This window comes from Nostoc sp. TCL26-01, from assembly GCF_013393945.1.
Lineage (GTDB): Bacteria > Cyanobacteriota > Cyanobacteriia > Cyanobacteriales > Nostocaceae > Trichormus.
In genome coordinates this window covers 6,133,110-6,157,132 of record NZ_CP040297.1, presented here as the reverse complement: position 1 = coordinate 6,157,132, position 24,023 = coordinate 6,133,110, and the positions used below count along the sequence as shown (strand labels likewise).

Here is a 24,023-nt window from a genome sequence, read left to right as displayed (position 1 = left end):
CGTCGCACAGAGGTAGAAGCTTTGCGGCTTGCCGGAGGCTACGCGGAGATTGCCCAATTTCATTAGCGATGTACTCAGTACCTCAGCAGATTAGGAAACGCTATAGTAATCCTATATAGTGGTATTGATTATTTTCACACTTCAATATGAAAAATCATGAGAAAAAAAACACATTTGTGACTTGGACAAAAATTATTTACATTAGTATTGCTATTCTAATTATTAGCTTTTTCTCCTCCAATTTAGCAATGGGTGCAGTGGAAATCTCTAATATAAAGTTTATTGGACAAGCCACTTTAGCTAAAGGATTGTCATTTCAAAAAACTGAGGTAGGCGGATTATCTGGAATTACCTATGATGCTAAAGACAACCTTTATTATGCTATTTCTGATGATCGGGGACAGAAGGCTAATACTCGGTTTTATACTTTCAAAATTGACTTAGAAAAAGGTGTTTTACAAGATAGTAATGTTATGCCCGTTGGGGTAACTAATTTATTGGACGAAAATGGTCAACCCTTTCCATCTGGGAAAACTGATACAGAAGGTATCGCTATCACCAAGGAAGAAACTGTTTTCATTTCTTCTGAAGGTGATGTTGGTCGATTAATTGCACCTTTTATTAAAGAGGTTATTTTATCTTCTGGTAGAGTAACTAGAACATTACCCATACCAAACAAATTTTTACCTGATAAAAATGGTAAACAAGGTATTCGCAATAACTTAGCTTTTGAAAGCCTGACTATCACACCTGACAATAAATATCTGTATACAGCCACTGAAAATGCTTTGATTCAAGATGGCACAGCATCTCAACCTAATCTTGGAACTTCATGCAGAATTTTGCAATATAATTTACAAACCAATCAACCAGAAAAAGAATTTCTCTATTTGACAGAGCCTATAGCACCATTTCTCAATGTGACAGGAAAATTTGCTAGTGGGTTGCCAGATTTACTGGCTTTAGATAATCAAGGACATTTTCTGAGTATAGAAAGGTCTTTCACTGGTTTAGGATTTGCTGTTTCTTTATTTCAAATTTCTTTAGCAGGTGCTGATGATATTCACCAGATAGATAGTTTGTTAGCCGTTGATCCCAAAAATATTAAACCTGTGCAGAAAAAACTACTATTAGATTTGCGAACTTTAGATATAGCATTAGATAATATAGAAGGTTTAACTATAGGGCCTCGACTATCTAACGGGCAACAAGCATTAATCCTCATTAGTGATAACAATTTTAACTCTTTACAGCGTAGTCAAATTCTCGGTTTTCAACTGAAAATTGAGTCACCTATAATGAGGCTTTTGCGTCAACTAGGGTCAGTTTTTAAAAGCTAAACTCTCTTTTAAACTTAACTTTTACACCAACGAATACTTGATATCTCAACTAGCTATCAGTAAATTTACTGTTGATTTTTGGTAGTTCAATTAAGTTAATTTATGGATTAAGTGAATTTTCTCATATCTTTTATATATTCAATATGTTACATAATATTTAAGGTGTTTTACAAAAACTTTGATCAGAAAATTACCTGAATTTTATATTTTTTTGTAAATGCTGAAGTTTATCTCTATAAAATCCTAAAATTCATCTTAGATAAAATTACGTGTTGAATAAATTAACTAGCTATTTAATAGCATTAAGTTACCAGTTATGGTAAACCCAAAAATAGAACCAGATATTTATATCGGCAAATTTTTAAACAATCGCTATTTAATCATAGATTTGATTGGTAAAGGAGGAATGGGACGTGTTTATCTGGCTGAAGATGCAGCTAAAGGGGGTAAACAAGTCGCATTAAAAATTCTCATGCTAAATCTAGTAAATCAACAAATATCTCAACGGTTTGCTAGAGAAATTTTTATTGGCGCGCAATTAGGACGCAAAAGTAAAAATATTGTTCGTGTATTGAGTTATGGCGTGACAGATGAGAAAACTCCATTTTATGTTATGGAATATCTGCATGGGAAAAATTTAAAGCAGATTTTAAAAAATCAGCCATTAACAATAGAAAAATTTTTAAATATTTGTCATCAAATTTGTTTAGGTTTAGAGTGCGCTCATCAAGGCATTAGTCTCAAAGGTGAGATTTATCCAATTGTACATAGAGACATTAAACCAGAAAATATATTTATTATCGAAGATGCTAAAAAAGGCGAGGTTGTGAAAATCCTCGATTTTGGTATTGCTAAGTTTTTAACCGAACGTAGTGGTATGACACTCACAGATTCGTTTATCGGTAGTTTACCTTATTGTTCTCCTGAACATATGGAGGGACGTAAATTACTGGATGTTCGATCTGATATTTACAGTTTAGGCGTATTGATGTTTGAAATGTTAACATCTAAACATCCATTTCAAACAGAAAGTAATTCTTTTGGAAGTTGGTATCAGGCTCATCGTTTTCAAATGCCACCCACATTTATAGAAGTAAATGAGCAATTGAAAATACCATCGGAATTACAAGGGATAGTGATGAAATGTTTAGCTAAAGAAGTAGGCGATCGCCCACAAAATATTCAGCAAGTTGTCGAGAGTTTAGAACAAGTTAAAAAACAAATCCAGCACCATCATGTTAGTCGTAATAATTCTTGGGAAAGCTTGCCTACAGTCCAACTAGTACCTGTTACTTCGATTACAGAAAAAGAATGTTTGCAGAAAAAATGGCCTAAAAATAAACCTGTTTCTCTAATTGGCTTTCCTCATCTTCTGCATACTACACAAGGAACCATACCAACTTTTTGGGCTATGTTACCAAAACAGGAAATAGTGAAATTTTTAGACAAAAATCACAGTATTGAATTTATTCATAAAATTGACGTTTATCCGATGATATTGTGGGTAACAGTCCTATGTGATAGCCAGATATCTCTCGTTAGATGGTTATCTTATTTTATAGATTTAACAGAAAATAATGGTCAAAAAATATTGCGTGTTTTGGCACAAACAGGATACTATCATCTACTATTTTTTGCGATAGAAGCACCAAATAACTGTGCCAGTGTCATTACTTTAACTCTTACCGCTAAACAACGTCAGCAGCTTACAGACTGGCTGAGAATACCACAAAATACTCTATCATCTGAGTTAGTTTCATCGGACAACGCTAAAAGTATGCTGAAGGCAGAATATGAAAAAATTAAACTAGAAATTATGCAAAACTTAGCAATCAATAAACCTCAAGACAATTTAGAAATTAAGCATTGGTTTTCTAGATTACTCAAGAGGGTTTTGCAAATATTTAAAAACCAGAAATAATTTTTGATATTTTGTGTCGATAGCATTGATACCAGAGGTTGTCAAAGTGAATCAAAGTGCATTTGCGTCTTCACATAGTACGGGATTACTTGCCAATCGTTATCAACTTAAGCGGTTGATTGGTATAGGTGGAATGGGTGAGGTTTTTTTAGCCACTGATATGTTGTTAGGAGAGATACCTGTAGCTATTAAATTTCTTACCCAAACTGTCTCTAATTCTAACATTCAAAAAGACTTTGCCCGTGAAGCTTTGATGAGTGCTGCACTTAGTCAAAAAAGCCTACATATTGTGCGTGCTTATGATTATGGTGTTAGCGATAGGGGTAAACCTTTTTACGTCATGGAATACCTTAACGGTAAAAGTTTAAAAGATTTAATTCCCTTATCTCTACTTCAGTTTGTACATTTGACACGCCAGATTTGTTTAGGCTTACAATGCGCCCATCAAGGAATTCAAGTTGATGGGAAAATTTACCCTTTAGTACATCGAGATATTAAGCCAGCCAATATATTAGTTGTGCCTGATCCTATATTAGGACAGTTAGTCAAAATTCTCGATTTTGGTATTGCCAAATTTTTAAATTATGCAGTTACTGTGAGTACAAATAAAGGGTTTCATGGAACTTTACCATATTGTTCACCAGAGCAATTAGAAGGAGAAAAATTAGATAGTTGTTCTGATATATATAGCTTGGGTGTGATGATGTTTGAGATGCTCACAGGAGCTAAACCTTGGCAACCAGAAACAGATTTGTTTGGAGCTTGGTATAAAGCACATCATTTTGAACAACCACGAACGATCGCCCAAATTAAACCCCAGCTAAAAATTCCTCACCAACTCAACGATTTAATTATGGCTTGTCTAGAAAAAAAAGCCAGCGATCGCCCGCAAAGTGTCGGAGAAATTTTGCAGGTTCTAGAAAGTATTGAACATGACAACTGTGCGAGCTTACCAACTAATTTAAAATCCATAGCAACACCAAAAATCATCTTCAATTCTCAGTTGCTTTTAACTTTAGAAAAAGACTTAATGAAACTGGCTTGGCCTGTAGATAAACCCAAACAAGAAATTGTCTTTCCTCAATTGCTAAATACTAGACAAAAAATCGTAGCCGCACTCTGGCTAATGTTACCTAAGAGAGAAATTCAGCAGCGTTTAACTGCTAAGATTTATCACAAATTTATCTTTGTCACCTCACCCCATCCCATGCTGTTGTGGGTAACACTCCTATATACGCCACAACTTAAACCAAGATGGCTACCTTGCTACCTAGATATGCAGAATTCCGCCAACATCCAGCTAGTATCATCCCTAGCTGATAATGAAAGCTATCCTCTGATTTGCTTTACTTTAGAATCACCCCATTCCTGTAGTACCATTCTCAGCAGTGATATTGAACCTAGCCAACGACAAAAATTAAAAATTTGGGTAGAACAGAGCCAAAAACTACCCCTAACATCTCAATCTCATCTGAGTAAACAACTGCTCAAGCAACAATACCAACAAATCCAACCGCAGCTCTTAAAGCAGATAGCATTTACACCCCAAGCTGTAGCATCAGCTAGTTTGAATCATTAATCAGGAAATTAAGTTAAAATATTTAACTAATTCATAAAAATCAGCAGTTAGCATCACTATGCTTGCTCAAATAAAATTACACTACTGGTTCACAATATCTCTTATTTCACTCACCCTTGGTGCTTCTGCTCCAGCACAAGAAATTAGCAACAATAATCAATCAGGGGTAATTACGGTAGAAAGCACTTCAGGAACAGCAGAAATAGCCTTAGCCCAACATTTGCAACAAACCAAAGCTAAACTTTACGGCGCTTACTGGTGTAGCCATTGTTATGAACAAGTATACTTGTTCGGTCAGCCAGCATTTGGTCTGATTAACCGTATTGAATGCGCGCCTCAAGGTAAAAATGCCCAGCCGGAGGTATGCCAAGCCGCAAAAATCACCGGATTTCCTACTTGGGAAATCAACGGTAAATTTTACACTGGTGTTCAATCCTTGCCTGAACTGGCGAACATATCTGGGTATCAAGGAACTCAAAATTTCCAAAATGCCAAGCCTGTAAACATCCCCAGTCAGTACAGTCCCATCCCTGCTGATAAATCAGTTGAGCATCTCAAGAAATTGAATTGGGAAAAAAATTCTCAAAAACTTCCTTACTGGGTTGACAAATAGTTTTAAATTCGCCATAATAGACAAGTTGCCAATTGAGGGACTGTAGTTCAATTGGTTAGAGCACCGCCCTGTCACGGCGGAAGTTGCGGGTTCGAGCCCCGTCAGTCCCGTTATAAGTTGTAGTTTACAAGTGCTGAGTCCTGAGTAGTATATGAAAAGTGTACAAGGGATTAGCAACAAGCTTGGTGTTTGTCTTCATCAACAAAATACTAGCTTACAGGCTTAAAGATTAAGCTAAATTTATTCATGCTTTACAAAAGAGAGAACTATTGTGACTGTTAGAGTCCGCATTGCTCCTAGTCCAACGGGAAATTTACACATTGGTACAGCCAGAACGGCTGTATTTAACTGGTTATTTGCTCGTCATCACGGCGGTAAATTTATCTTGCGAATTGAGGACACAGATTTAGAGCGATCGCGTCCCGAATACACAGAAAATATTATGACGGGATTGCGTTGGTTAGGGCTAAATTGGGATGAAGGGCCTTTTTATCAATCCCAACGCCTTGAACTTTATCAAAAAGCAGTACAACAACTTTTAGATCAAGGTTTAGCTTATCGCTGCTACACTACCTCAGAAGAACTAGAAGCCTTAAGAGAAGCCCAAAAAGCCAGAGGCGAAGCTCCCCGTTACGATAATCGTCACCGTCACCTCACCCCAGCACAAGAAGCAGAATTCCAAGCCCAAGGGCGTACTTTTGTCATCCGGTTTAAAATTGACGATGACCGAGAAATTGTCTGGAATGACCTAGTACGTGACAAAATGGTCTGGCGTGGTAGCGACTTAGGCGGTGATATGGTCATTGCTAGAGCCTCAGAATCGGGTAGTGGTCAACCGTTATATAACTTTGTCGTAGTGATTGATGACATAGATATGCAAATTAGTCATGTCATCCGAGGAGAAGATCACATCGCCAATACAGCCAAGCAAATTTTGTTATATGAAGCCTTTGGGGCAAAAATTCCAGAATTTGCCCATACTCCCCTAATTTTAAACGCCGAAGGACGCAAATTATCTAAACGGGATGGAGTAACATCCATTTCTGACTTCAAGCAAATGGGTTTTACATCAGCCGGTTTAGTTAATTACATGACCTTGTTGGGTTGGTCACCGCCAGACTCGACTCAAGAAATATTTACCTTAGAAACAGCAGCCAAAGAATTTACTTTTGATCGAGTCAATAAAGCTGGAGCAAAATTTGACTGGGCAAAATTAGATTGGTTGAACAGTCAATATCTCCACAACACCCCAGTTGACAAACTGACTGACTTACTCATTCCCTATTGGGAAGCAGCCGGATATTCATTTAATGGCGGAAGAGAACGTGCTTGGTTAGAACAGTTGGTTAATTTAATTAGCGCCAGCTTGACTCGGTTAACAGATGCTGTCGAGATGAGTCAGATGTTTTTTACCGAGACAGTGGAATTGAGTGCAGAGGGTAGCCAACAATTACAACAAAACGGTGCTAAAACCGTCCTAGCAGCAATTATCACTGCCTTGGACAATCAACCGCAACTCACAGAGGCTATTGCTCAAGACATCATTAAACAAGTAGTGAAAGCTGAGAATGTTAAGAAAGGTTTAGTGATGCGATCGCTCAGAGTCGCCCTCACCGGAGACGTGCATGGCCCCGACTTAATCCAATCCTGGTTACTCCTAAATCAGATTGGTTTAGACAAACCACGCTTAAATCAGGCAGTAGCAGCTTAGGGTCTAGAATTAAGCTCTTAACTTTGTGTCTCTGTGCCTCTGTGGTAAGAATAATTTATCTAAACACAAAGGCACAAAGGCACAGAGAGAAACGCTACATAACAGAGCCATGAGTCTCTATACTCTCACAACGCAATAGTCAATTTCTCTCACTTAAGGAACTTTTTCTGTAAAATTCATGTCTTCTCAAACACTGAGACGCTTATGTAATTACAATGTCGAAAACATCTCTAAATAAAGGTATCCGCTTATTTTTAACAATAGTTACACTTGGCGTTATCTCGTCACTTCATACCGGAGGCAACGCTCAGGAAGCACCACCAATATTTGGAGATGTGACTATCAACAAAAAATTTTCTCCAGATCCTTTGGTAGTCAGAGGTATGAGTGGCGGCTCCATCCAAGGAAAGCAAGTTGCTGGCAGAATTGAAACACCTACTGGCCCCTGTAATGGTTTTGTGGATGAAACACCAGACCACACCATCAAACTTACTAGTAAATTTGAATACTTAAAACTACAAGTACAAGCTCCTCAAGACACAACCATCATAGTTAAAGGCCCTGGCGGGACTTGGTGCAATGACGATTTAGACGGCAAAAATCCCGGTATTGGTGGAGAATGGCTAGCCGGAACTTACCAAATTTGGGTTGGTTCCTACAACAAAGGTAAATATCTTCCTTATACGTTACAGATTACGGAAGTTAAGTAAATAGTCAATAGTCATTGGTCATTGGTCATTGGTCATTGGTCAAATTATTCACTCCCCCACTCAGCACTCAGCACTCAGCACTCAGCACTCATTACTCATTACTCCCCACTATTAATGCCATGTTGTATTAGAATTAAGTTAAATTTAATTAAGATTCTTATCAGCACTTTAGATTTAACGTAAGGCTGCATAGCTTTATGGCGATGTGCGATCTGACATCAAATTAAACAAAATGGATTTATAAACATCCGTTGAACAACGATTAATCGTAAAATTGGCATCTAAAAGGCAAATTAAAATGAAATTCTCCTGGAGAGTCGTACTACTCTGGACATTACCAGCTTTAGTGATTGGCTTTTTCTTCTGGCAAGGGACGTTTGCTAACGCTCCTGCGGACATGACTAAAAATGCTGCAAACACTCGCATGACCTATGGTCGCTTTCTAGAATACTTAGATGCTGGTCGTGTGACCAACGTCGATTTATATGAAGGTGGTAGAACAGCGATTGTAGAAGCGGTTGATCAAGATATTGAAAATCGTGTCCAACGTTGGCGGGTAGACTTGCCAGTTAACGCTCCTGAGTTAATTAGCAAACTCAAAGAACAAAAAGTTAGCTTTGATGCTCATCCAGTCCGGAATGATGGCGCTATTTGGGGACTGTTGGGTAATTTAGTGTTCCCCATCATATTGATTACTGGATTGTTCTTTTTGTTCCGTCGTTCTAATAATCTTCCCGGTGGCCCTGGCCAAGCAATGAATTTTGGTAAATCCAGAGCGCGTTTCCAGATGGAAGCCAAAACTGGGGTGAAGTTTGACGATGTAGCCGGGATAGAAGAAGCGAAAGAAGAACTACAAGAAGTTGTGACTTTCCTCAAACAGCCAGAAAGATTTACGGCTGTAGGCGCACGTATTCCTAAAGGTGTGTTGTTGGTAGGGCCTCCGGGGACTGGCAAAACTTTACTAGCAAAAGCGATCGCTGGTGAAGCTGGTGTACCATTTTTTAGTATCTCTGGTTCAGAATTTGTGGAAATGTTCGTCGGTGTGGGTGCATCCCGCGTCCGCGACTTGTTTAAAAAAGCCAAAGATAACGCTCCCTGTATCATCTTTATTGATGAAATTGACGCAGTAGGTAGACAACGGGGTGCGGGTATTGGCGGCGGTAACGATGAAAGAGAACAAACCTTAAACCAACTACTTACGGAGATGGATGGTTTTGAAGGTAACACAGGCATCATTATTATTGCTGCTACCAACCGTCCTGACGTATTAGACGCTGCCTTGTTACGTCCCGGACGTTTTGACAGACAAGTAACGGTTGATGCACCAGACATCAAGGGACGCTTGGAAGTTCTGCAAGTCCACTCTCGCAATAAGAAATTAGATCCTAGTGTATCCTTAGAAGCGATCGCTCGACGCACACCAGGATTCACCGGTGCAGATTTAGCCAACCTCCTCAACGAAGCCGCTATTCTCACTGCCAGAAGACGTAAAGAAGCTATCACCCTCGGTGAAATTGATGATGCGGTTGATAGAGTTGTCGCTGGTATGGAAGGTACACCCCTGGTAGATAGCAAGAGCAAGCGCTTAATTGCTTACCACGAAGTTGGCCACGCTTTAGTTGGTACACTATTAAAAGACCACGACCCAGTGCAGAAAGTTACTCTCATTCCTAGAGGACAAGCACAAGGTTTGACTTGGTTTACTCCCAACGAAGAACAAGGTTTGATTTCCCGTTCCCAACTCAAAGCCAGAATTACAGGCGCTTTGGGTGGACGTGCAGCCGAAGAAGTGATTTTTGGGGCGGCGGAAGTTACCACTGGTGCAGGTGGAGACTTACAACAAGTCACAGGGATGGCACGTCAGATGGTGACAAGATTCGGGATGTCTGATTTAGGCCCTCTTTCCTTGGAAAGTCAGCAAGGAGAAGTATTCTTAGGTCGTGACTGGATGACCAGATCCGATTATTCCGAATCAATTGCGGCTCGAATCGATGCTCAAGTCCGGGGAATTGTGGAAGAATGTCACCAGACAGCTAAGAGACTGATTCGTGAGAATCGCACTGTTACAGATCGCATAGTTGATTTACTCATCGAAAAAGAAACAATTGACGGTGAAGAGTTCCGTCAGATTGTTGCTGAGTACACTCAAGTACCTGAAAAGCAACAGTACGTACCACAACTATAAAATTTTAAGCTTGTAATCGAATTTCTGGGATGATGAAAGTCATCCCTTTTTTTGACTCTGTATTTTTATATTGAGTAAACATGAATTATTATTTTTAATTCTTGTATGCAGAAAATCGCTCTCTGAAGATTGATTGGCTACAGATAAAATAATGCTTGACTTAGATTAATAATTTCAAATTGCCGGCCGTACAACGCGAATTAGTTTACCTAGTAAAGGTTCTTCTTTAGCGATCGCTTCATTAATTCGAGTTGCCATTTGAGACTTATCAGTATCATTTGTACAGACAATAATACCTGAATGTTCTGGATTCGTTCTATGTAGTCGAATAAAATCTTGACGATTGAGGGTTATTACAGCTCGATTATCACTAACTGCACAAGCTAACACCTTGTCATCAGGAATACCCAGATTTGCATTGCCAGCTTCTTGGACTGTTAAAACATCGTGTCCCATTGTCCGCAGCAGTTCACTGACTTTTCGGGGAAACTGCTCATCTGCGTACAGACGTGCCATCAGTTAGGATACCTGATTGGCGTGGATAGCTGCTTCGATTTCTTCTGGATGACCATTTGCATAAGCCCACGCATTAACTAAATCAGCAGCATTAATGTGAGAATAGTCTTGTAAAAGTTCAGCTTCACTAATACCAAGACGGCGGGCTTCAACTAACAGCCAAACTGCTATGCGAGTTCCGGCAATGCAAGCTTCCCCGCCACAGACACCAGGTGTTTTAGTGATGCCTTTAGCTCCAATATTGATTGTTTGAGTTAGGCTTTGAATAACTGAGGCTTTTTCAGTTGGGGATAGTGAAAGAATCTGATTGTTTAATTCTTTGAGAGTCATAGATTATAACTGTTATCAGGGCTTGGTTTGATTTTAACTAAATTGGTAAGGTAATTGGTAATTGGCATAAAATTCTTATCTATCACCCAATATCAATCCTTATCTTGATAGCTGTTGTGGTGATCGCTTCGTCAGTCTCAATCACTTGTTCTACTCATGCTTTAGCAATTTCACTCAAACGTTTGAAAAGTCGATATTTTCGTAAAGTTCGGCAATTTGAATTTGCAACTCAAAGGTACTCAAAGAAAGGGTAACAGTTGGGTCATCGTATTCTGAAAATAGCCACTGATGAGCTGCTGTTTTAACATGATGCTCAACGTGTATGCGGTATTGATCGATTAGCAAATATTCTTGGAAGGTGGAAATTGTCCGATAGGCAACAAATTTCTCACCTCGGTCATAGTTTTGGGTAGACTTAGACAGTACCTCGGCGATAAAGCAAGGGTTCACCACAGTATCTTTGCGTCCGGTTTGAAGTTCTAAGGGTTTGGGCAGCACCATTACATCGGGGTAAGTATAGAGATTTGCATTGGGAATCCAGAGTCGCTGATCCAGGATGAATACACGGTAAGACTTTCCCCGCAATGCTGCTTTGAGAATAGCCACGAGGTTGCTGGCAATATCATTATGGTCTGGGGTTCCACCCGTCATAGGGACAATTTCTCCATTGCAATATTCGCTGCGTGTTTCTGAGGCGATTTCTAGTTCTAAATACTCATCAATGGTATAGTGCTTTGTCTCAGGTTGAGCAATCATGACAGGTTTACCTCTAAGTCTTTTAGTTGCTGGTTAATCCAAGTTGTGGCTGTCGCTTCATCAGTTTCTATCGCCTGTTCTACTCCTGTTTTAGCAATTTCTACTATGGCTTAAATTCAACACTTTCATAGATATCTGCTAAACGAATTTCAAAGGGAATCGATGAGAGTGAAATATACGATTCTGGATCGTCATATTCAGTAAAGATCCATTTGTGAGAGTCTGTTTTAGAGTATTGCTCAACATGAGCAGTATATTGATCAATTAATAAATATTCTTGAAATGTGGGAATGGTACGATACGCTGAAAATTTTTCATCCCTATCGTAGCTTTTGGTTGATTTTGAAAGCACTTCGGCGATCATCACTGGGTTAGTAATCGTATCAGTTCGTCCCTGTTGTCGTTCGAGTGGACGGGGGACAACCATGACATCTGGGTAAGTGTAAAGCGTGCGTTCAGGAATCCAAAGCCGTTGATCCGCTACAAAAATACTGTAGGGTTTACCTTTCAAACTGACTCTTAAGGCGGCATTAAGAATACTGGCAATTTCATTATGTTCGGGAGTGCCGCCAGTCATAGGGATTATTTCTCCATTGATATACTCATGCCGAATATCTGAATTTACCTCGAAATCGAGATACTCTTCGATTGTATGGATTTTCTTTGCTTCAGCCTGCATAATCACGTTAGTCTTACCCCCAAGGCTTCAAGTTGTTGGTTTATCCAAGTCGTTGCTGTTGCTTCATCAGTTTCTCTCGCCCGTTCTACTCCTGTTTTAGCAATTTTTAGTATTATTCATTCACTATGGAAAATATCGATATATTTCCTTGCCATGCAATACACGAACAAAGGTAATCATATTTTCGTCTTCAGCAAAGCCAATTCGATAGTCACCAACTCGGATACGGTAGTAATTTCCATCTGCTTTAAGTTTTTTGATATTGCTGATTTCCAAGAGACTTTCAGCAGTTTCCACTTGTTCTATGACAGTTTTAATTCTCAGAAGCAAGTCTTCATCTTGAATCTTAGCAAGGTCTTTTTCAAAGCTTTTTCTGAACTCAACTTTCACGATTTTGGCTCCAACAATTGAAAGATGGAGTCGCGGTTAACCAGTTCAGTTGTTTCACCTTCTGCGATCGCACGTTCCATTGCAATGTCTTCAAGAATTTCTGCCAAAAATTCCGAGACTTCCTCACGGTTATCACGAATCAATTCAATGATCGCGCTTTTCAAGATTTCTTTAAGTTGTTCTGAGTTTAAAGTAATTTCAGACATTATGCCTCCATTAAATTAAGTTAAATTTGATAAATTAATACCAATAGCTTCAACTTGAATAAAAGGCAGATCAACCATCTTCAAGACCTTCCCAAAGTCGAGCCACCGGGATAGTTTGCCCAGTCATGGCTTCATGCCAAGCTTGGCGGAAATCTGCTAAAACTTCTGCTTGAGATTGATCATCCAGAACTTGTTCTTCAGGGATTAGCACAATGACTTCTACTCGGCTATTTTTATCAGTTAAAAGCGGATGATCTAAAGTTAGTTGTCCCTCTTCGTTAATCGTTGCCATGACTTTAAATGCTTTCATGATTACTCCCATCTTCAACTTGCAGACCTGCACGCAAACCGATCGCAATCTTACTATGTTTCTCAATTTGCCCCATGACTTGTTTGGCGCGTTGAATCACGACAGATGGTAAACCTGCTAATCTACCTGCTTCAATACCGTAGGATTTATCTGCGCCTCCTGGTTGAACTTGGTGGAGAAAGATAATTTTATCGGGTAATTCTTTCACCGTCACTTGATAGTTAGCTACGTTAGGTAACATTCCTGCCAGTTCGTTTAATTCGTGATAGTGAGTAGCAAAAATTGTCCGGGAACGAATGTCGGTAGCGATGTATTCTGCCACTGCCCAAGCAATCGAAAGTCCGTCAAAGGTAGCCGTCCCTCGACCAATTTCATCTAACAAAACTAGGGATCTAGATGTGGCATGATTGAGAATATTGGCTGTTTCATTCATTTCCACCATGAAGGTAGATTGACCTGTAGCTAAATCATCAACAGCACCGACACGAGTGAAAATGCGATCGCATACTCCCAACCTAGCAGATTTAGCCGGCACAAAACTACCAATTTGTGCCATTAACTGAATTAACCCGACTTGACGCAGGTAACAGCTTTTACCACTAGCATTAGGGCCTGTGAGAATAATCAAGTCGGGATTCTTAACTATTGACAATTGACCATTGATAGTTGACTCTTGACCTAATTGTGTGGAATTTGGCACAAAAAAGCCAGCTGGTAAAGATTTTTCCACTACAGGATGGCGACCGTCAATAATTTCTATCTCTCGCCCTGTCAGCATTTGTGGACGACAATAGCCTTGATGCACTGCCAACTCAGCCAAACCACACAGGACATCGGCGGCGGCGACAGCACGGGAAAGGGTGCGAATGGCTTCTGCTTGTTCACCTATTTCTTCTCGCAGCTTGACAAAAATTTCGTATTCCAGCTTATGTAAATCATCCCGTGCTGTGAGAATCCGCGCTTCTCGTTCCTTCAGTTCTGGGGTGATGTAACGTTCCTCATTTTTCAGGGTTTGTTTGCGGATGTAATTAGCAGGTACTTGGTCGGCTTTGGTACGAGAAATGCTGATATAATAACCAAAGGTTTCATTAAATCCCACTTTTAGCGTGGGAATACCTGTTTTTGCTCTTTCTTCTACTTCTAAATTAGCAATCCATTGGTGGTCTGCTTCTACCGTGGCTTTTCTCTCATCTAATAGAGGATTGACACCAGGACGAATCAAGCCCCCTTCTTTGAGATGGATGGGTGGTGCTTCGACAATGTAGGTGTGGATTTGTTGTGCCAATTCTTCTAAAATTGGCGGTACTTTTTGCAAAGCCTTGAGGAAAGGGGAATTAGCATCAGCGACTAACTGGGCTAATTCTGGTAGACGAGAGAGAGAGTCAGCTAAAGCCACTAAATCTCTAGCATTAGCAGTCCCCGAACCAGTTCTGCCTGTGAGTCTTTCTAAATCGTAGATTTGTCGGAGTAATTGCCGTAAATCTTGCCGCAGGGGGGTATTTTCTACTAATTCTTGGATGGTGTCTTGTCTAGACTTAATCCCTTTAATATCTAGTAATGGTTGCAATAACCAGCGTCGTAAAGCCCGGCTACCCATTGCCGTACTAGTTTTATCTAATGCCCAGAGTAGGGAACCGTGAAAAGTGCCATCCCGGACTGTTTGCGTAATTTCTAGGTTACGCCGGGTTTGATTGTCAACAATCAGGTAGTCGGTGATGGTATAGGTGCGGAGTCTTTGCAAACAAACTGGATTTTCCTTTTGGGTATCTGCGACATATTCCCACAACCCACCAGCCGCCCGCACAGCTAAAGGCAGATGATCACAACCTAAACCTTCGAGCGATCGCACCTTAAATTTCTGCAATAATGTAGCTCTAGCCTCGCCTTGGGAAAAGGGGACTTGCGATCGCAAACTATAGCAAAATGATGGTGGTAAACATTCAGGTAAATGTGGCGAAGTCTCACCCGGACGCAATAAACTCCTCAAATCCGGTGCATTGGTGGGAACCAGTACTTCCGAAGGTTGCAACCGCATTAATTCTTGAGTCAACCGTTCTAAATCACTATCTTGCGTCGTTAGAAATTCCCCAGTGGAGATATCTGCATAAGCTAAACCCCAATGATTCCCGGCAATTACCACAGCCGCCAGGTAATTATTGCGTTTGGAACTGAGCATTCCTTCTTCCAACAAAGTACCAGGGGTGAGAATCCGTGTCACCTCCCGCCGTACCAAACCCACCGCTTCAGAAGAGTCTTCTACTTGGTCACAAATTACCACAGCGTAGCCTTTTTCCACCAGTTGAGTAGTGTAGCGTTCCCAAGCATGATGAGGCACACCAGTCATGGCTACCCGGCCGACTTCACCACCATGCTTACTAGTCAGGACTAATTCTAATTCTCTAGCGACAGTCACCGCATCTTGAAAAAACGTCTCAAAAAAATCTCCTACCCGATACAGCAACAGTGCATGAGGATGCTGATCTTTCACCTCCACATAATGCTGGTACATTTTACTCAGCTTACTGCGGTCTACCACTCGTGTGTCGGTCTGAGGCGCAGGAGGAGTATGAGTTTCCGTTGGCTGAATATCAGAGTCAGAAGCGGTCATAGATAGATGCTGAGATTTACGCACACAAAAGCCACAATACTCGATGATAGCGTGATGTCTTCGGGAATAGCGATCGCTCAAGATTTTTTTATGTTTTTATCGAACAGAATCCAGGAGTCAGGAGTCAGAATTCAGCATGAATTCTCTACGACTAGCAGATGTAGCAAGATCCCGTAGGGTATTCTGACTCCTGAATTCTTCTTCAAACTATTGCCTATCGCTTGGTAAACTAACAAACACCTGCTCAACTAATTCCTTGGTCTTATCTTCCAAACGCTGCCAATCTACCTCACCGACTTCATCAATTAAACTCGTATCAACATCAACAACTTCACTCTCAGGGCTGTAATTAGCAAAACATACTTGATAGCATAATTCCCACAAATCAATACTGACATTTTGGTCTTGACGTTGCAAACACAGATGATATCCTGGATGGGGCATTGGTAAACGAGCTAAGGTGGCTCTAATTTCATCTGCCTGTTCTGGAATAGCAGATTCCATATCTTGCAATAGCTGAGTTACCAAAGCTTTTGTCTCATCAGTGGTGCTAGGCGGCCAAATCAGTACATCTTGGTAGGTTCCTTTCCAAGGAGACTCATCTAACTGCTTGCGAATGTTATCAATCACACGAATAAAAGCAGGCTGCATGAGGAGTTCAGCTTGCTGCCATGTAGCAGGGTTGGCGATTCTAGGTGGCATTGGTAGTCAAGATAAAGGCACTAAAAGAAAAATTGACAGTCTGTGTTTATTAAGGAAATTGCGTGTTTAGTCCAAATCTTTTATCAAGATAGCGGATTTCATGTAAAAAAAATTGGAGATATTTATTACCATCGGCAAAATCTAGGTAATAACTCTGGGGAGGGAAATATGATTGGCAAGTTACTCGACTATCGATACAAAGTAATCAGAGTCCTGGCTACGGGAGGATTCGGACAAACCTACATTGCCGAAGATACACGGCGGCCAGGTAATCCCATTTGTGTCGTCAAGCATCTCCAACCTGCCAATTCTGACCCCAGAGTTTTTGAGACAGCCAAACGCCTGTTCCATAATGAAGCCGAAACTTTAGAAAAACTGGGTCATCATGACCAAATCCCCAGACTACTGGCTTATTTTGATGAAAATCAAGAATTTTATCTAGTACAAGAGTTTATTGACGGACATACTCTGACAGAAGAACTCATTCCTGGTAATCGTTGGAGTGAAAGCCAAGTTTTTCACCTGCTACAAGAAGTCTTGGGGATTCTAGATTTTGTCCACAATCAAGGTGTAATTCACCGCGACATTAAGCCAGACAATATCATCCGTCGTGCTACAGACCATAGATTAGTTTTAGTGGATTTTGGTGCAGTTAAACAATTGCGGACACCAATAGTCACAGCAGAAGGACAAGCCACCGCCACAGTCGCTATCGGTACTCCCGGCTATATGCCCACAGAACAAGGTCATGGTAAACCTCGTCCCAATAGTGATATATATGCTTTGGGCATGATTGCTATTCAAGGGTTGACTGGGATACCAGCCATCGAGTTACCAGAAGACCCCAATACAGGGGAAATTCTCTGGGAGCATTTAGTTAATGTTAGCGATCGCCTAGCATCTATCTTAAACAAGATGGTGCGTTACCATTTCAAAGACCGCTACCAAACCGCCAAAGAAGCCCTACAAGCTTGTCAAAACGCCCTGAATCCTGTATCTGTAGCTGTCTCATCCACATCTCAAAAATCTCTCAATAGCCCCGACTACCCACCCACTCTAGCACCCAAGTCTCGCCAGCAAACTCTGGCAGTTGCCCCAGCCAAACCAGTTGTACCTCCATCAGCACCTCAAGACTCTCATAAATCTGACCCATTACCATTAATCATTGGACTTGTGTTAGCAGGTGGGACGGCAGTTTTGGTAGCCAATGTCTATCCTAATATGAAAAATTTGGCAGCCAACTTTTTCGGTCAGAATGCTGGCGATAAATGTCTGGCTGTGGTAGGTGGTAATTCTAATATTCGTTCTGAACCTAGTTCCATTAATACTGATACTGTATTGCAGACAGTCAACGAAAATACTAACTTTCCGGTCACAGGTAAACAAACAAAACGAGGTTGGGTAGAAATAAAACTTAACTCTGGTCGTTTAGCTTGGGCGCACTCCGATGTGATTCTCAATCAAGCCCAATGGGTATCTTGCTTGCAAGAAAAAGGGATCGCCATTAAAACCGTCAATGATAGTACCCTCATTACCCATAGACCCGTACCCCAACCTCAACCACGGTCTGAGATTATCGAAAATACAGCACCAGAAGAGGTCTTAGATACTAGTTCTCCTCAGACACAACCAACTACAACCCCAGAAGATAGCACCAAGATTATTGAACAAGCTAGAAAGAAATATGAATCAGGGGATTTGTTGGGAGCGATCGCCATGCTAAAATCTATCCCAGCTAATGCTTCCGCCGGCTTCAAAGAGACAGCCGCAATTATCAATCAGTGGCAACAAGATTGGTCTAAAGCTGATGCCCTTTTTAACGACATCAACCAAGCCATAGATAATGGTCAATGGGATAAAGTCTTAGACTACAAAAACCATCCCGAAAAGTTACCTAACATTCAATACTGGCAAGATAAGTTAGAACCACTGTTCAAACAAGCAGCTGAAAATGCCAGCAAAAAACAATTACCCCCCAAGACAGAAAATCAAGGAGAGTCAAATACTTCCCAAGAAGAAGTACATGAGACTCAAGAACCAGTAACTCCAGAAACTCATAATTCTCAAGAACTTCCCCAGGGGGGATATTAAGGTTAAGGTGATTCTGGCAAAACGCACTTCTGTGTCTTTGTGGTTAAATTAGCTATTACCACAGAGGCACAAAGACACAGAGTTAAGAAAAGCTATCGCATTTCGTCGTATTCGTGGGCTTCAACACGCCTTGTTTCCATGCCAGGGGGGAGAAATTCAGCCCGGCGTACGGGAACTAAAGGTGGTGTAGGGCCTTGGTATGGGTGAATGACTTGGACTGTACGAGTACCACGTTGACGCGGTGTAAACAAAGACAGTACGCCAGCTACAACAATACCACCACCAATAGTCAGAGTCGCACCACCGGCTGCCCAAACGATAGGGGAAGACCACCAAGAATTTTGTGGTGACAAGGTAGCTGCGGCTCTTTGAGTATTTTGTTGTTGAGCTAACTGTAGCTGTTGATTATTATAATTTTGCCACTGGAACTGGAGTTGTTGATTTTGCGCTCTCAGTTGTTCGTTATCACTTTTTAAGCGCTCAAAATCCATTTTCAGCCGATCTAATTCCACACGTTGCTCTGGGTTAGGAGAAGCTGGTGATGGATTCTGGTACTGGGTTTGCCCGTAAGGTGGATATTGATAAGGCTGCATCCCTTGAGGCGGGACTACAGTTGCTGGGATTTGTGGGTTAACAGCAAAATTAGGCTGTAGGGAAGCACTTGTGCCTTTGAGTAACAGGAGAGCCGCCAGTCCAGCTACGGCAACACCGCCGATAAACGCCATACTTTCACTCATCGCTCTCACCCCTTACCTGCGATGTATTTATCATAACTTTTGACTGACTCACTCTCACACTCATAGTTTTTAGCCTACTTAACTCATATAATACCCAAATTTCCAGTTGCTGTGTCAGCGATGTTTTTTACCTTTGAGTATCTGATGATAATATTCAAGACCATAAATGTTGAATTGTCCACCAAATATCAGTAAAAAAAACTGCACTGTTATACTTTTTAATCTAATTTGTCTCTATCGTCCAGAGGGGATGGGGGGATGGGGGATGGGGGAAAGAACCTATACAAGTTTTTCCCCTTGTCCCCTTGTCCTTCTATCTCAGTTAGTCATGACTAATGACTATTGACCATTGACCATTGACCATTGACTATTGACTACTGACCCCGCCGTTCTATATTGAAGCTTTGAGACTTTGACAAAATTCAGCGATCGCCAAAAGTCCCTGTTCTGGTGTTCCTTCGGCTAGGCGTTTGACAAAGGCACTACCGACAATAGCTGCATCAGCGCCCCATTCTTTGACTTGAGTGGCTTGTGCGGGTTGAGAAATGCCAAAACCGACACCGATGGGTTTATCTGTTACTTGGCGAATTTGTTGTAGTAAATCTGATACACGGGTTTCTATTTGAGTTCGCATCCCGGTGACACCTGTCACACTTACTAAATAGATAAATCCTTGAGAAGCACGAGCGATCGCTTCTATTCTCTCGGCTGAACTTGTTGGTGCTATCAGTAAGATTATATCGATACCCATTTCACTTGCTGGTTTCAGTAAATCTGCTGCCTCTTCTAAAGGTAAATCCGGTACTACCAAACCAGACACGCCAGCAGCAGCAATTTGCTCTAGGAAATTATTAATACCTCGGTGCAGAATAGGATTGTAATAGGTAAATAAAATAATTGGTGCTTGTAAACTGGGAGTAAGAGCTTTTAACATTTCCAGTACTGCTTCCAGCTTTGTTCCCCGTTGTAAGGCACGGGTAGCGGCAGCTTGAATAACTGGCCCATCTGCGAGAGGATCAGAGTAGGGAACTCCCAATTCAATCAAGTCAGCACCGTTGCTATCTAAAATTTTTAAGGCAGCAGCAGTAGTCTCTAAATCAGGATCACCAGCAGTGATAAAGGGAACTAGCGCACACTTACCATCGTGTCCTAAAGTTTTAAAGCGATCGGAAATAGCGGTCATGAGTCATGAGTCAGGGGTCAGTAGTCAATAGTAACAAACAACTGACACCTATCAGCAGCGTTCTAGCATTTGTGTCCAGGCGATCGCTTATGATCATTCCCGCTAGGATGATTCAGAATTGACACATCTCAAACCTTGCTAGATATGCCAAAATCAAAATGTCTGAACTAAACCAGCCAAACCCAGCGAGTCTGATTAAGTTGTGAGAATATGGGGGTGGAGGGACTTGAACCCTCACGACCGTTTAAGGTCAACGGATTTTCATTCTCCCGCAGCTTTCGCTACTGCCTGTTGGCTTTGAGAATTGGACTCTCTCTTTACCCTCGGCTGTACGTTAGGGTAGCTCCCGTCGAGTCTCTGCACCTTCCGATTGGTTGCGGCTTACAAGTTTCGGGCTATGAGTGTGAAAATCACTCGTTACTCAATACTTGCTAATCACTACTTTTCGGCTTGGCTCAGGATTGCCTTGTCTGTAGTCAGATTTAGGTTTCCCTGAGTTTGAGAGCAGTCACTTAAAGAATTTCTTCTTTAAGGCTCAATTATTTTAAGTCCGTAGCGTCTGCCATTCCGCCACACCCCCCCATTTGATTGGGAGCTTGTTATTTTTTGGAGGTAGCAAATACCCCCTCATTTATTTCACCACCAATTGCGCCTTTTGTCCAACTAGATTGAAAAATTTTTACCCGCATGGAGTGCTTTGCTAGCTCTAGCTAAGAGTTGCTGGTGCTTACTCTCATATAACTAGTATCAGCTGTTTCAACCTTGCCTCACAAAATACTGCTTCGTTAGTGGCTTTGCCATTGTAGCATTGTCTAATGATTTTGATCAGCAATTATCAGGAATTTTTGCCGAGGTCATTTAAAAGCCCAATAGTTACGCTTTCTTATGGCTTTGGGTTCAGCCTATGATGGAAAATAGATGCACTTGATGATTTAATCCACTCAAATAAAGGATTTATGATTGTACCCCTACTATATCTGGCTTTAGCTGGAGCTTATTTATTTGTTGTCCCCGTGGCCTTACTGTTCTACTTAAAGCAACGCTGGTACGTGGTTAGCTCTGTTGAGCGCACCTTTATGTATTTTCTGGTGTTCTTCTTCTTTCCGGGACTGTTGGTTTTATCGCCTTTTGTCAACCTGCGACCCCGTCCCCGCAAAATTGCCGCTTAACAATTAGAAATCTCCTGTCCTCCTGGGGTCTAGAGATTTTGTCAGCTATCAGTGGTCAGTTGTCTCAAGGGATTTTTGTCAGTAGTCTGTGATCTTTGATAAGATGCTGATTCCTTTAGCAAGCTCCTTTGGGATATTCTAACCACTGAATTCTCATTTAAAACATTACTCTTATGCGACGTATTGACGCTCTTGGAATTGTCTTAGGTATTTTTATCATCGGTGGCTTGGCATATCTAGGACTACAGCTAGTTGGTTTGGATGGTCAACAAGCTGGTATTTGGAGCCAAGCTTTATTAGTAATTGGTTTAATTGGTTGGGTAGCTAGCTATGGCTGGCGTGCGGTGGGAAAAAATATGACCTACCATCAACAACGAGAAGACTATGAACAAGCATTTTTCCAAAAACGTCTCGATGAACTTTCGCCAGAAGAATTAGCCAAAATCCAAGCTGAGATTGAGCAAGAAAGACAAACTCAGACTGAATAACTATAGCGTTTCTCGCTTTAGCGGGGTACATTTCGTTGAGGTTAGGGACTAGAGGCTAGAGGCTAGAGGCTAGAGGTTAGAGGTTAGGGACTAGAGGCTAGAGGCTAGAGGCTAGAAATTAGAGAGTAGACTGTACCTCATCTGACTCTTAACTGCTATGAGAATTTCATCTCCAGCAAGCAACTCTTGGTGATAAAAAGGTGTAAAGATTTTGCAAAGGGTCTGAGAGGGTGCTTGAAAAGTTTCAGTAGGTATAAAAATGTCATTCTGACTGGAGCGGAGCGTCAGGAAGAATCTAGGTTTTGTGGCACATACCGAGATGTTTCATTCCGCTACGCTGCATTCAACATGACAAAGAAACAGACTTTTCAAACGTCCTCTGAGCAATAAGTAATTAAATCATGTGGTTTGGCAATTCCTTAGAAGATCAAATCCGGCAATGGGATGAAGTTATTCAAAATCAACCTGATCATCCTCATGCTTATATTCGGCGAGGCATGGTTAAATTTCAGCTAGCGCAAATTCATGAATCTATTCAAGATTTTGACATGGCTGAAAAACTAGATCCGCGTATTCAGCCTTATCTTTGGCAACGTGGCTTATCTTATTATTATGCTGATAGATTTGCCGAAGGCGCTCAACAATTTGAGATAGATTTGACAGTCAATGCGCAAGATGTAGAAGAGACTGTTTGGCGATATCTTTGTTTAGCGCGGTTAGTAGGTACAGTAGAGGCACGAAACAACCTATTAACTGTGAAAAATGATCCTCGAAAAATTATGCTATCTATTTATGATTTATATGCGGGAAACTGTACGACAGATGATGTGTTGAATGTGGGACAATTAGTCGGTGTGAAGGGGAAATTTTACAGTCATCTTTATTTAGGATTATATTACGAAGCTCAGAATAACTTAACTTTGGCTCAAACATATATAGTGCAAGCGGCTGATCAATATAAAATTGATGATTATATGTGGTACTTAGCACAGGTACACAAAAAGCTCCGAGGCTGGGCTTAATGGTTATTGATGAAGATTAGTAGCATTGCCTAAATTGAGATTAATCTTTCCTGCGTAATTTCCACAGAGGAGGAATTATATCGATATAATCTTGGAATAGGAATAAGGTATATTCTCAGGCTGATTCCGGATGATTTACTATGAAATTGGATTTGGTCAGGTTTTTTCAAGCGTGCAACCCCAGCAAAACCTTGGTTGTCAGCAAACCAGAAGATAGGCAATATTATATTGATTTTTCTAAGGTGCGTGGTAGCAAGATTATTGATGAATTAGAACGGACTATCACACGCTTATCACCTGATGAACCTACCTGTCAATTATTTACTGGACATATTGGTTGTGGTAAATCAACAGAATTACTCCGCCTCAAATCAGAGTTGGAACAACAGGGATTTCATTTGGTGTATTTTGAGTCTAGCCAAGGTTTAGATTTGGCTGATGTGGATATTACAGATATTCTCTTAGCTATAGCTCGTGAGGTAAGTCAAAGTTTAGAAGCCATCAAAATTAACCTCAAGCCAGGATACTTTCAAAATCTGTTTACAGAAATTGTGGGTTTTTTACAAACACCGTTAGATATTGGGGTAGAGGCTGAGTTGTCTGTGGGTATTGCCAAGATTACTGCTAAGACTAAGGATAGTCCTAAACTGTGATCGCAGTTACGTCAATATTTAGAACCACGCACTAATGGTATTTTGGAATCTATCAATAAAGAACTTCTCAAACCGGCTATTGCTAGACTGAAACAGCAAGATAAAAAAGGGTTAGTAGTCATTT

Annotated in this window: 22 protein-coding genes, 1 tRNA gene and 1 pseudogene; 13 read left to right on the top strand and 11 right to left on the bottom strand. The window is 40.9% G+C overall.

Annotation, left to right across the window (positions count from 1 at the left end; genetic code table 11):
- Positions 1-146 precede the first annotated feature (146 nt).
- The 8 genes from FD725_RS26560 to ftsH2 all read left to right on the top strand — a co-directional run bounded on the left by FD725_RS26560 (position 147) and on the right by ftsH2 (position 10,059).
- Positions 147-1,340 (top strand): esterase-like activity of phytase family protein, encoded by a 1,194-nt coding sequence (locus FD725_RS26560; RefSeq protein ID WP_179050905.1) that lies wholly within the window; start codon positions 147-149, stop codon positions 1,338-1,340.
- 316 nt (positions 1,341-1,656) lie between these two features.
- Positions 1,657-3,261: a serine/threonine-protein kinase gene (locus FD725_RS26555; RefSeq protein ID WP_179050904.1), complete on the top strand. Its 1,605-nt coding sequence runs from the start codon at positions 1,657-1,659 to the stop codon at positions 3,259-3,261.
- A gap of 46 nt (positions 3,262-3,307) precedes the next feature.
- Positions 3,308-4,840, top strand: a complete 1,533-nt coding sequence (locus FD725_RS26550; protein ID WP_179050903.1) for a serine/threonine-protein kinase — start codon at positions 3,308-3,310, stop codon at positions 4,838-4,840.
- Positions 4,841-4,898: 58 nt separating this feature from the next.
- Positions 4,899-5,453 (top strand): hypothetical protein, encoded by a 555-nt coding sequence (locus tag FD725_RS26545; RefSeq protein ID WP_179050902.1) that lies wholly within the window; start codon positions 4,899-4,901, stop codon positions 5,451-5,453.
- A 36-nt stretch (positions 5,454-5,489) separates the two neighbouring features.
- Positions 5,490-5,563, top strand: a tRNA-Asp gene (locus tag FD725_RS26540).
- Between the two features lie 161 nt (positions 5,564-5,724).
- Positions 5,725-7,164 (top strand): glutamate--tRNA ligase, encoded by a 1,440-nt coding sequence (gene gltX / locus FD725_RS26535; RefSeq protein ID WP_179050901.1) that lies wholly within the window; start codon positions 5,725-5,727, stop codon positions 7,162-7,164.
- Positions 7,165-7,379: 215 nt separating this feature from the next.
- A complete protein-coding gene (locus FD725_RS26530) occupies positions 7,380-7,874 on the top strand; it encodes a hypothetical protein (protein ID WP_179050900.1) in 495 nt (164 codons plus the stop codon).
- 298 nt (positions 7,875-8,172) lie between these two features.
- Complete coding sequence (gene ftsH2, locus FD725_RS26525; RefSeq protein WP_179050899.1) at positions 8,173-10,059, top strand: ATP-dependent zinc metalloprotease FtsH2; 1,887 nt, start codon at positions 8,173-8,175, stop codon at positions 10,057-10,059.
- Between the two features lie 174 nt (positions 10,060-10,233).
- On the opposite strand, the gene FD725_RS26520 is transcribed toward ftsH2, so the two are convergent.
- From FD725_RS26520 to FD725_RS26480, 9 genes are all read right to left on the bottom strand, one after another.
- Positions 10,234-10,575, bottom strand: a complete 342-nt coding sequence (locus FD725_RS26520; RefSeq protein WP_179050898.1) for a DUF5615 family PIN-like protein — start codon at positions 10,573-10,575, stop codon at positions 10,234-10,236.
- 3 nt (positions 10,576-10,578) lie between these two features.
- Positions 10,579-10,905 (bottom strand): DUF433 domain-containing protein, encoded by a 327-nt coding sequence (locus tag FD725_RS26515; RefSeq protein WP_179050897.1) that lies wholly within the window; start codon positions 10,903-10,905, stop codon positions 10,579-10,581.
- Positions 10,906-11,079: 174 nt separating this feature from the next.
- Positions 11,080-11,661, bottom strand: coding sequence for a Uma2 family endonuclease (locus FD725_RS26510; protein ID WP_179050896.1), 582 nt, complete (start codon positions 11,659-11,661; stop codon positions 11,080-11,082).
- Positions 11,662-11,764: 103 nt separating this feature from the next.
- Complete coding sequence (locus FD725_RS26505) at positions 11,765-12,340, bottom strand: Uma2 family endonuclease (RefSeq protein WP_179050895.1); 576 nt, start codon at positions 12,338-12,340, stop codon at positions 11,765-11,767.
- A gap of 123 nt (positions 12,341-12,463) precedes the next feature.
- The gene (locus FD725_RS26500; protein ID WP_179050894.1) at positions 12,464-12,730 is read right to left on the bottom strand and encodes a type II toxin-antitoxin system RelE/ParE family toxin; all 267 of its coding nucleotides are present in this window, start codon (positions 12,728-12,730) and stop codon (positions 12,464-12,466) included.
- Positions 12,727-12,936 (bottom strand): hypothetical protein, encoded by a 210-nt coding sequence (locus tag FD725_RS26495; RefSeq protein ID WP_179050893.1) that lies wholly within the window; start codon positions 12,934-12,936, stop codon positions 12,727-12,729. The genes FD725_RS26500 and FD725_RS26495 overlap by 4 nt, the downstream gene beginning before the upstream one ends.
- A 70-nt stretch (positions 12,937-13,006) precedes the next feature.
- Positions 13,007-13,246 carry a hypothetical protein gene (locus FD725_RS26490; RefSeq protein ID WP_179050892.1) on the bottom strand — a complete coding sequence of 80 codons (240 nt, stop codon included), beginning with the start codon at positions 13,244-13,246 and terminating at the stop codon, positions 13,007-13,009.
- Positions 13,233-15,854, bottom strand: a complete 2,622-nt coding sequence (gene mutS, locus FD725_RS26485) for a DNA mismatch repair protein MutS (RefSeq protein ID WP_179050891.1) — start codon at positions 15,852-15,854, stop codon at positions 13,233-13,235. Before mutS ends, FD725_RS26490 begins: the two co-directional genes overlap by 14 nt.
- A gap of 207 nt (positions 15,855-16,061) precedes the next feature.
- Complete coding sequence (locus FD725_RS26480; protein ID WP_179050890.1) at positions 16,062-16,556, bottom strand: hypothetical protein; 495 nt, start codon at positions 16,554-16,556, stop codon at positions 16,062-16,064.
- Between the two features lie 168 nt (positions 16,557-16,724).
- On the opposite strand from FD725_RS26480, the gene FD725_RS26475 reads away from it, so the two are divergent.
- Positions 16,725-18,647, top strand: a complete 1,923-nt coding sequence (locus FD725_RS26475; RefSeq protein WP_179051711.1) for a serine/threonine protein kinase — start codon at positions 16,725-16,727, stop codon at positions 18,645-18,647.
- 92 nt (positions 18,648-18,739) lie between these two features.
- On the opposite strand, the gene FD725_RS26470 is transcribed toward FD725_RS26475, so the two are convergent.
- On the bottom strand, positions 18,740-19,384 hold the full coding sequence (locus FD725_RS26470; protein ID WP_179050889.1) for a heterocyst differentiation related protein: 645 nt from the start codon (positions 19,382-19,384) through the stop codon (positions 18,740-18,742).
- Positions 19,385-19,775: 391 nt separating this feature from the next.
- A complete protein-coding gene (gene trpA / locus FD725_RS26465) occupies positions 19,776-20,567 on the bottom strand; it encodes a tryptophan synthase subunit alpha (RefSeq protein ID WP_179050888.1) in 792 nt (263 codons plus the stop codon).
- Between the two features lie 956 nt (positions 20,568-21,523).
- Between trpA and ndhL the strand changes: the two genes are divergently transcribed.
- The 4 genes and pseudogenes from ndhL to FD725_RS32735 all read left to right on the top strand — a co-directional run.
- Positions 21,524-21,736, top strand: a complete 213-nt coding sequence (ndhL, locus tag FD725_RS26460; RefSeq protein ID WP_179050887.1) for an NAD(P)H-quinone oxidoreductase subunit L — start codon at positions 21,524-21,526, stop codon at positions 21,734-21,736.
- Positions 21,737-21,909: 173 nt separating this feature from the next.
- Complete coding sequence (locus tag FD725_RS26455) at positions 21,910-22,224, top strand: DUF3007 family protein (RefSeq protein WP_179050886.1); 315 nt, start codon at positions 21,910-21,912, stop codon at positions 22,222-22,224.
- Between the two features lie 401 nt (positions 22,225-22,625).
- Positions 22,626-23,246: a hypothetical protein gene (locus FD725_RS26450; protein WP_179050885.1), complete on the top strand. Its 621-nt coding sequence runs from the start codon at positions 22,626-22,628 to the stop codon at positions 23,244-23,246.
- Positions 23,247-23,386: 140 nt separating this feature from the next.
- Positions 23,387-24,022 (top strand): annotated as a pseudogene (locus tag FD725_RS32735) (ATP-binding protein); the annotation flags it as partial.
- Position 24,023: the final 1 nt, after the last annotated feature.

Excerpts from the sequence above, each read along its gene's own strand:
- FD725_RS26505 (WP_179050895.1), bottom strand. The coding sequence starts at position 12,340 with ATGCAGGCTGAAGCAAAGAAAATCCATACAATCGAAGAGTATCTCGAT.
- FD725_RS26520 (WP_179050898.1), bottom strand. The coding sequence starts at position 10,575 with ATGGCACGTCTGTACGCAGATGAGCAGTTTCCCCGAAAAGTCAGTGAA.
- FD725_RS26560 (WP_179050905.1), top strand. The coding sequence starts at position 147 with ATGAAAAATCATGAGAAAAAAAACACATTTGTGACTTGGACAAAAATT.
- FD725_RS26480 (WP_179050890.1), bottom strand. The coding sequence starts at position 16,556 with ATGCCACCTAGAATCGCCAACCCTGCTACATGGCAGCAAGCTGAACTC.
- FD725_RS26530 (WP_179050900.1), top strand. The coding sequence starts at position 7,380 with ATGTCGAAAACATCTCTAAATAAAGGTATCCGCTTATTTTTAACAATA.
- mutS (WP_179050891.1), bottom strand. The coding sequence starts at position 15,854 with ATGACCGCTTCTGACTCTGATATTCAGCCAACGGAAACTCATACTCCT.
- FD725_RS26470 (WP_179050889.1), bottom strand. The coding sequence starts at position 19,384 with ATGAGTGAAAGTATGGCGTTTATCGGCGGTGTTGCCGTAGCTGGACTG.
- FD725_RS26475 (WP_179051711.1), top strand. The coding sequence starts at position 16,725 with ATGATTGGCAAGTTACTCGACTATCGATACAAAGTAATCAGAGTCCTG.
- FD725_RS26450 (WP_179050885.1), top strand. The coding sequence starts at position 22,626 with ATGTGGTTTGGCAATTCCTTAGAAGATCAAATCCGGCAATGGGATGAA.
- FD725_RS26495 (WP_179050893.1), bottom strand. The coding sequence starts at position 12,936 with ATGTCTGAAATTACTTTAAACTCAGAACAACTTAAAGAAATCTTGAAA.
- FD725_RS26490 (WP_179050892.1), bottom strand. The coding sequence starts at position 13,246 with ATGAAAGCATTTAAAGTCATGGCAACGATTAACGAAGAGGGACAACTA.
- FD725_RS26515 (WP_179050897.1), bottom strand. The coding sequence starts at position 10,905 with ATGACTCTCAAAGAATTAAACAATCAGATTCTTTCACTATCCCCAACT.
- FD725_RS26510 (WP_179050896.1), bottom strand. The coding sequence starts at position 11,661 with ATGATTGCTCAACCTGAGACAAAGCACTATACCATTGATGAGTATTTA.
- FD725_RS26455 (WP_179050886.1), top strand. The coding sequence starts at position 21,910 with ATGCGACGTATTGACGCTCTTGGAATTGTCTTAGGTATTTTTATCATC.
- trpA (WP_179050888.1), bottom strand. The coding sequence starts at position 20,567 with ATGACCGCTATTTCCGATCGCTTTAAAACTTTAGGACACGATGGTAAG.
- FD725_RS26555 (WP_179050904.1), top strand. The coding sequence starts at position 1,657 with ATGGTAAACCCAAAAATAGAACCAGATATTTATATCGGCAAATTTTTA.
- ftsH2 (WP_179050899.1), top strand. The coding sequence starts at position 8,173 with ATGAAATTCTCCTGGAGAGTCGTACTACTCTGGACATTACCAGCTTTA.
- FD725_RS26545 (WP_179050902.1), top strand. The coding sequence starts at position 4,899 with ATGCTTGCTCAAATAAAATTACACTACTGGTTCACAATATCTCTTATT.
- ndhL (WP_179050887.1), top strand. The coding sequence starts at position 21,524 with ATGATTGTACCCCTACTATATCTGGCTTTAGCTGGAGCTTATTTATTT.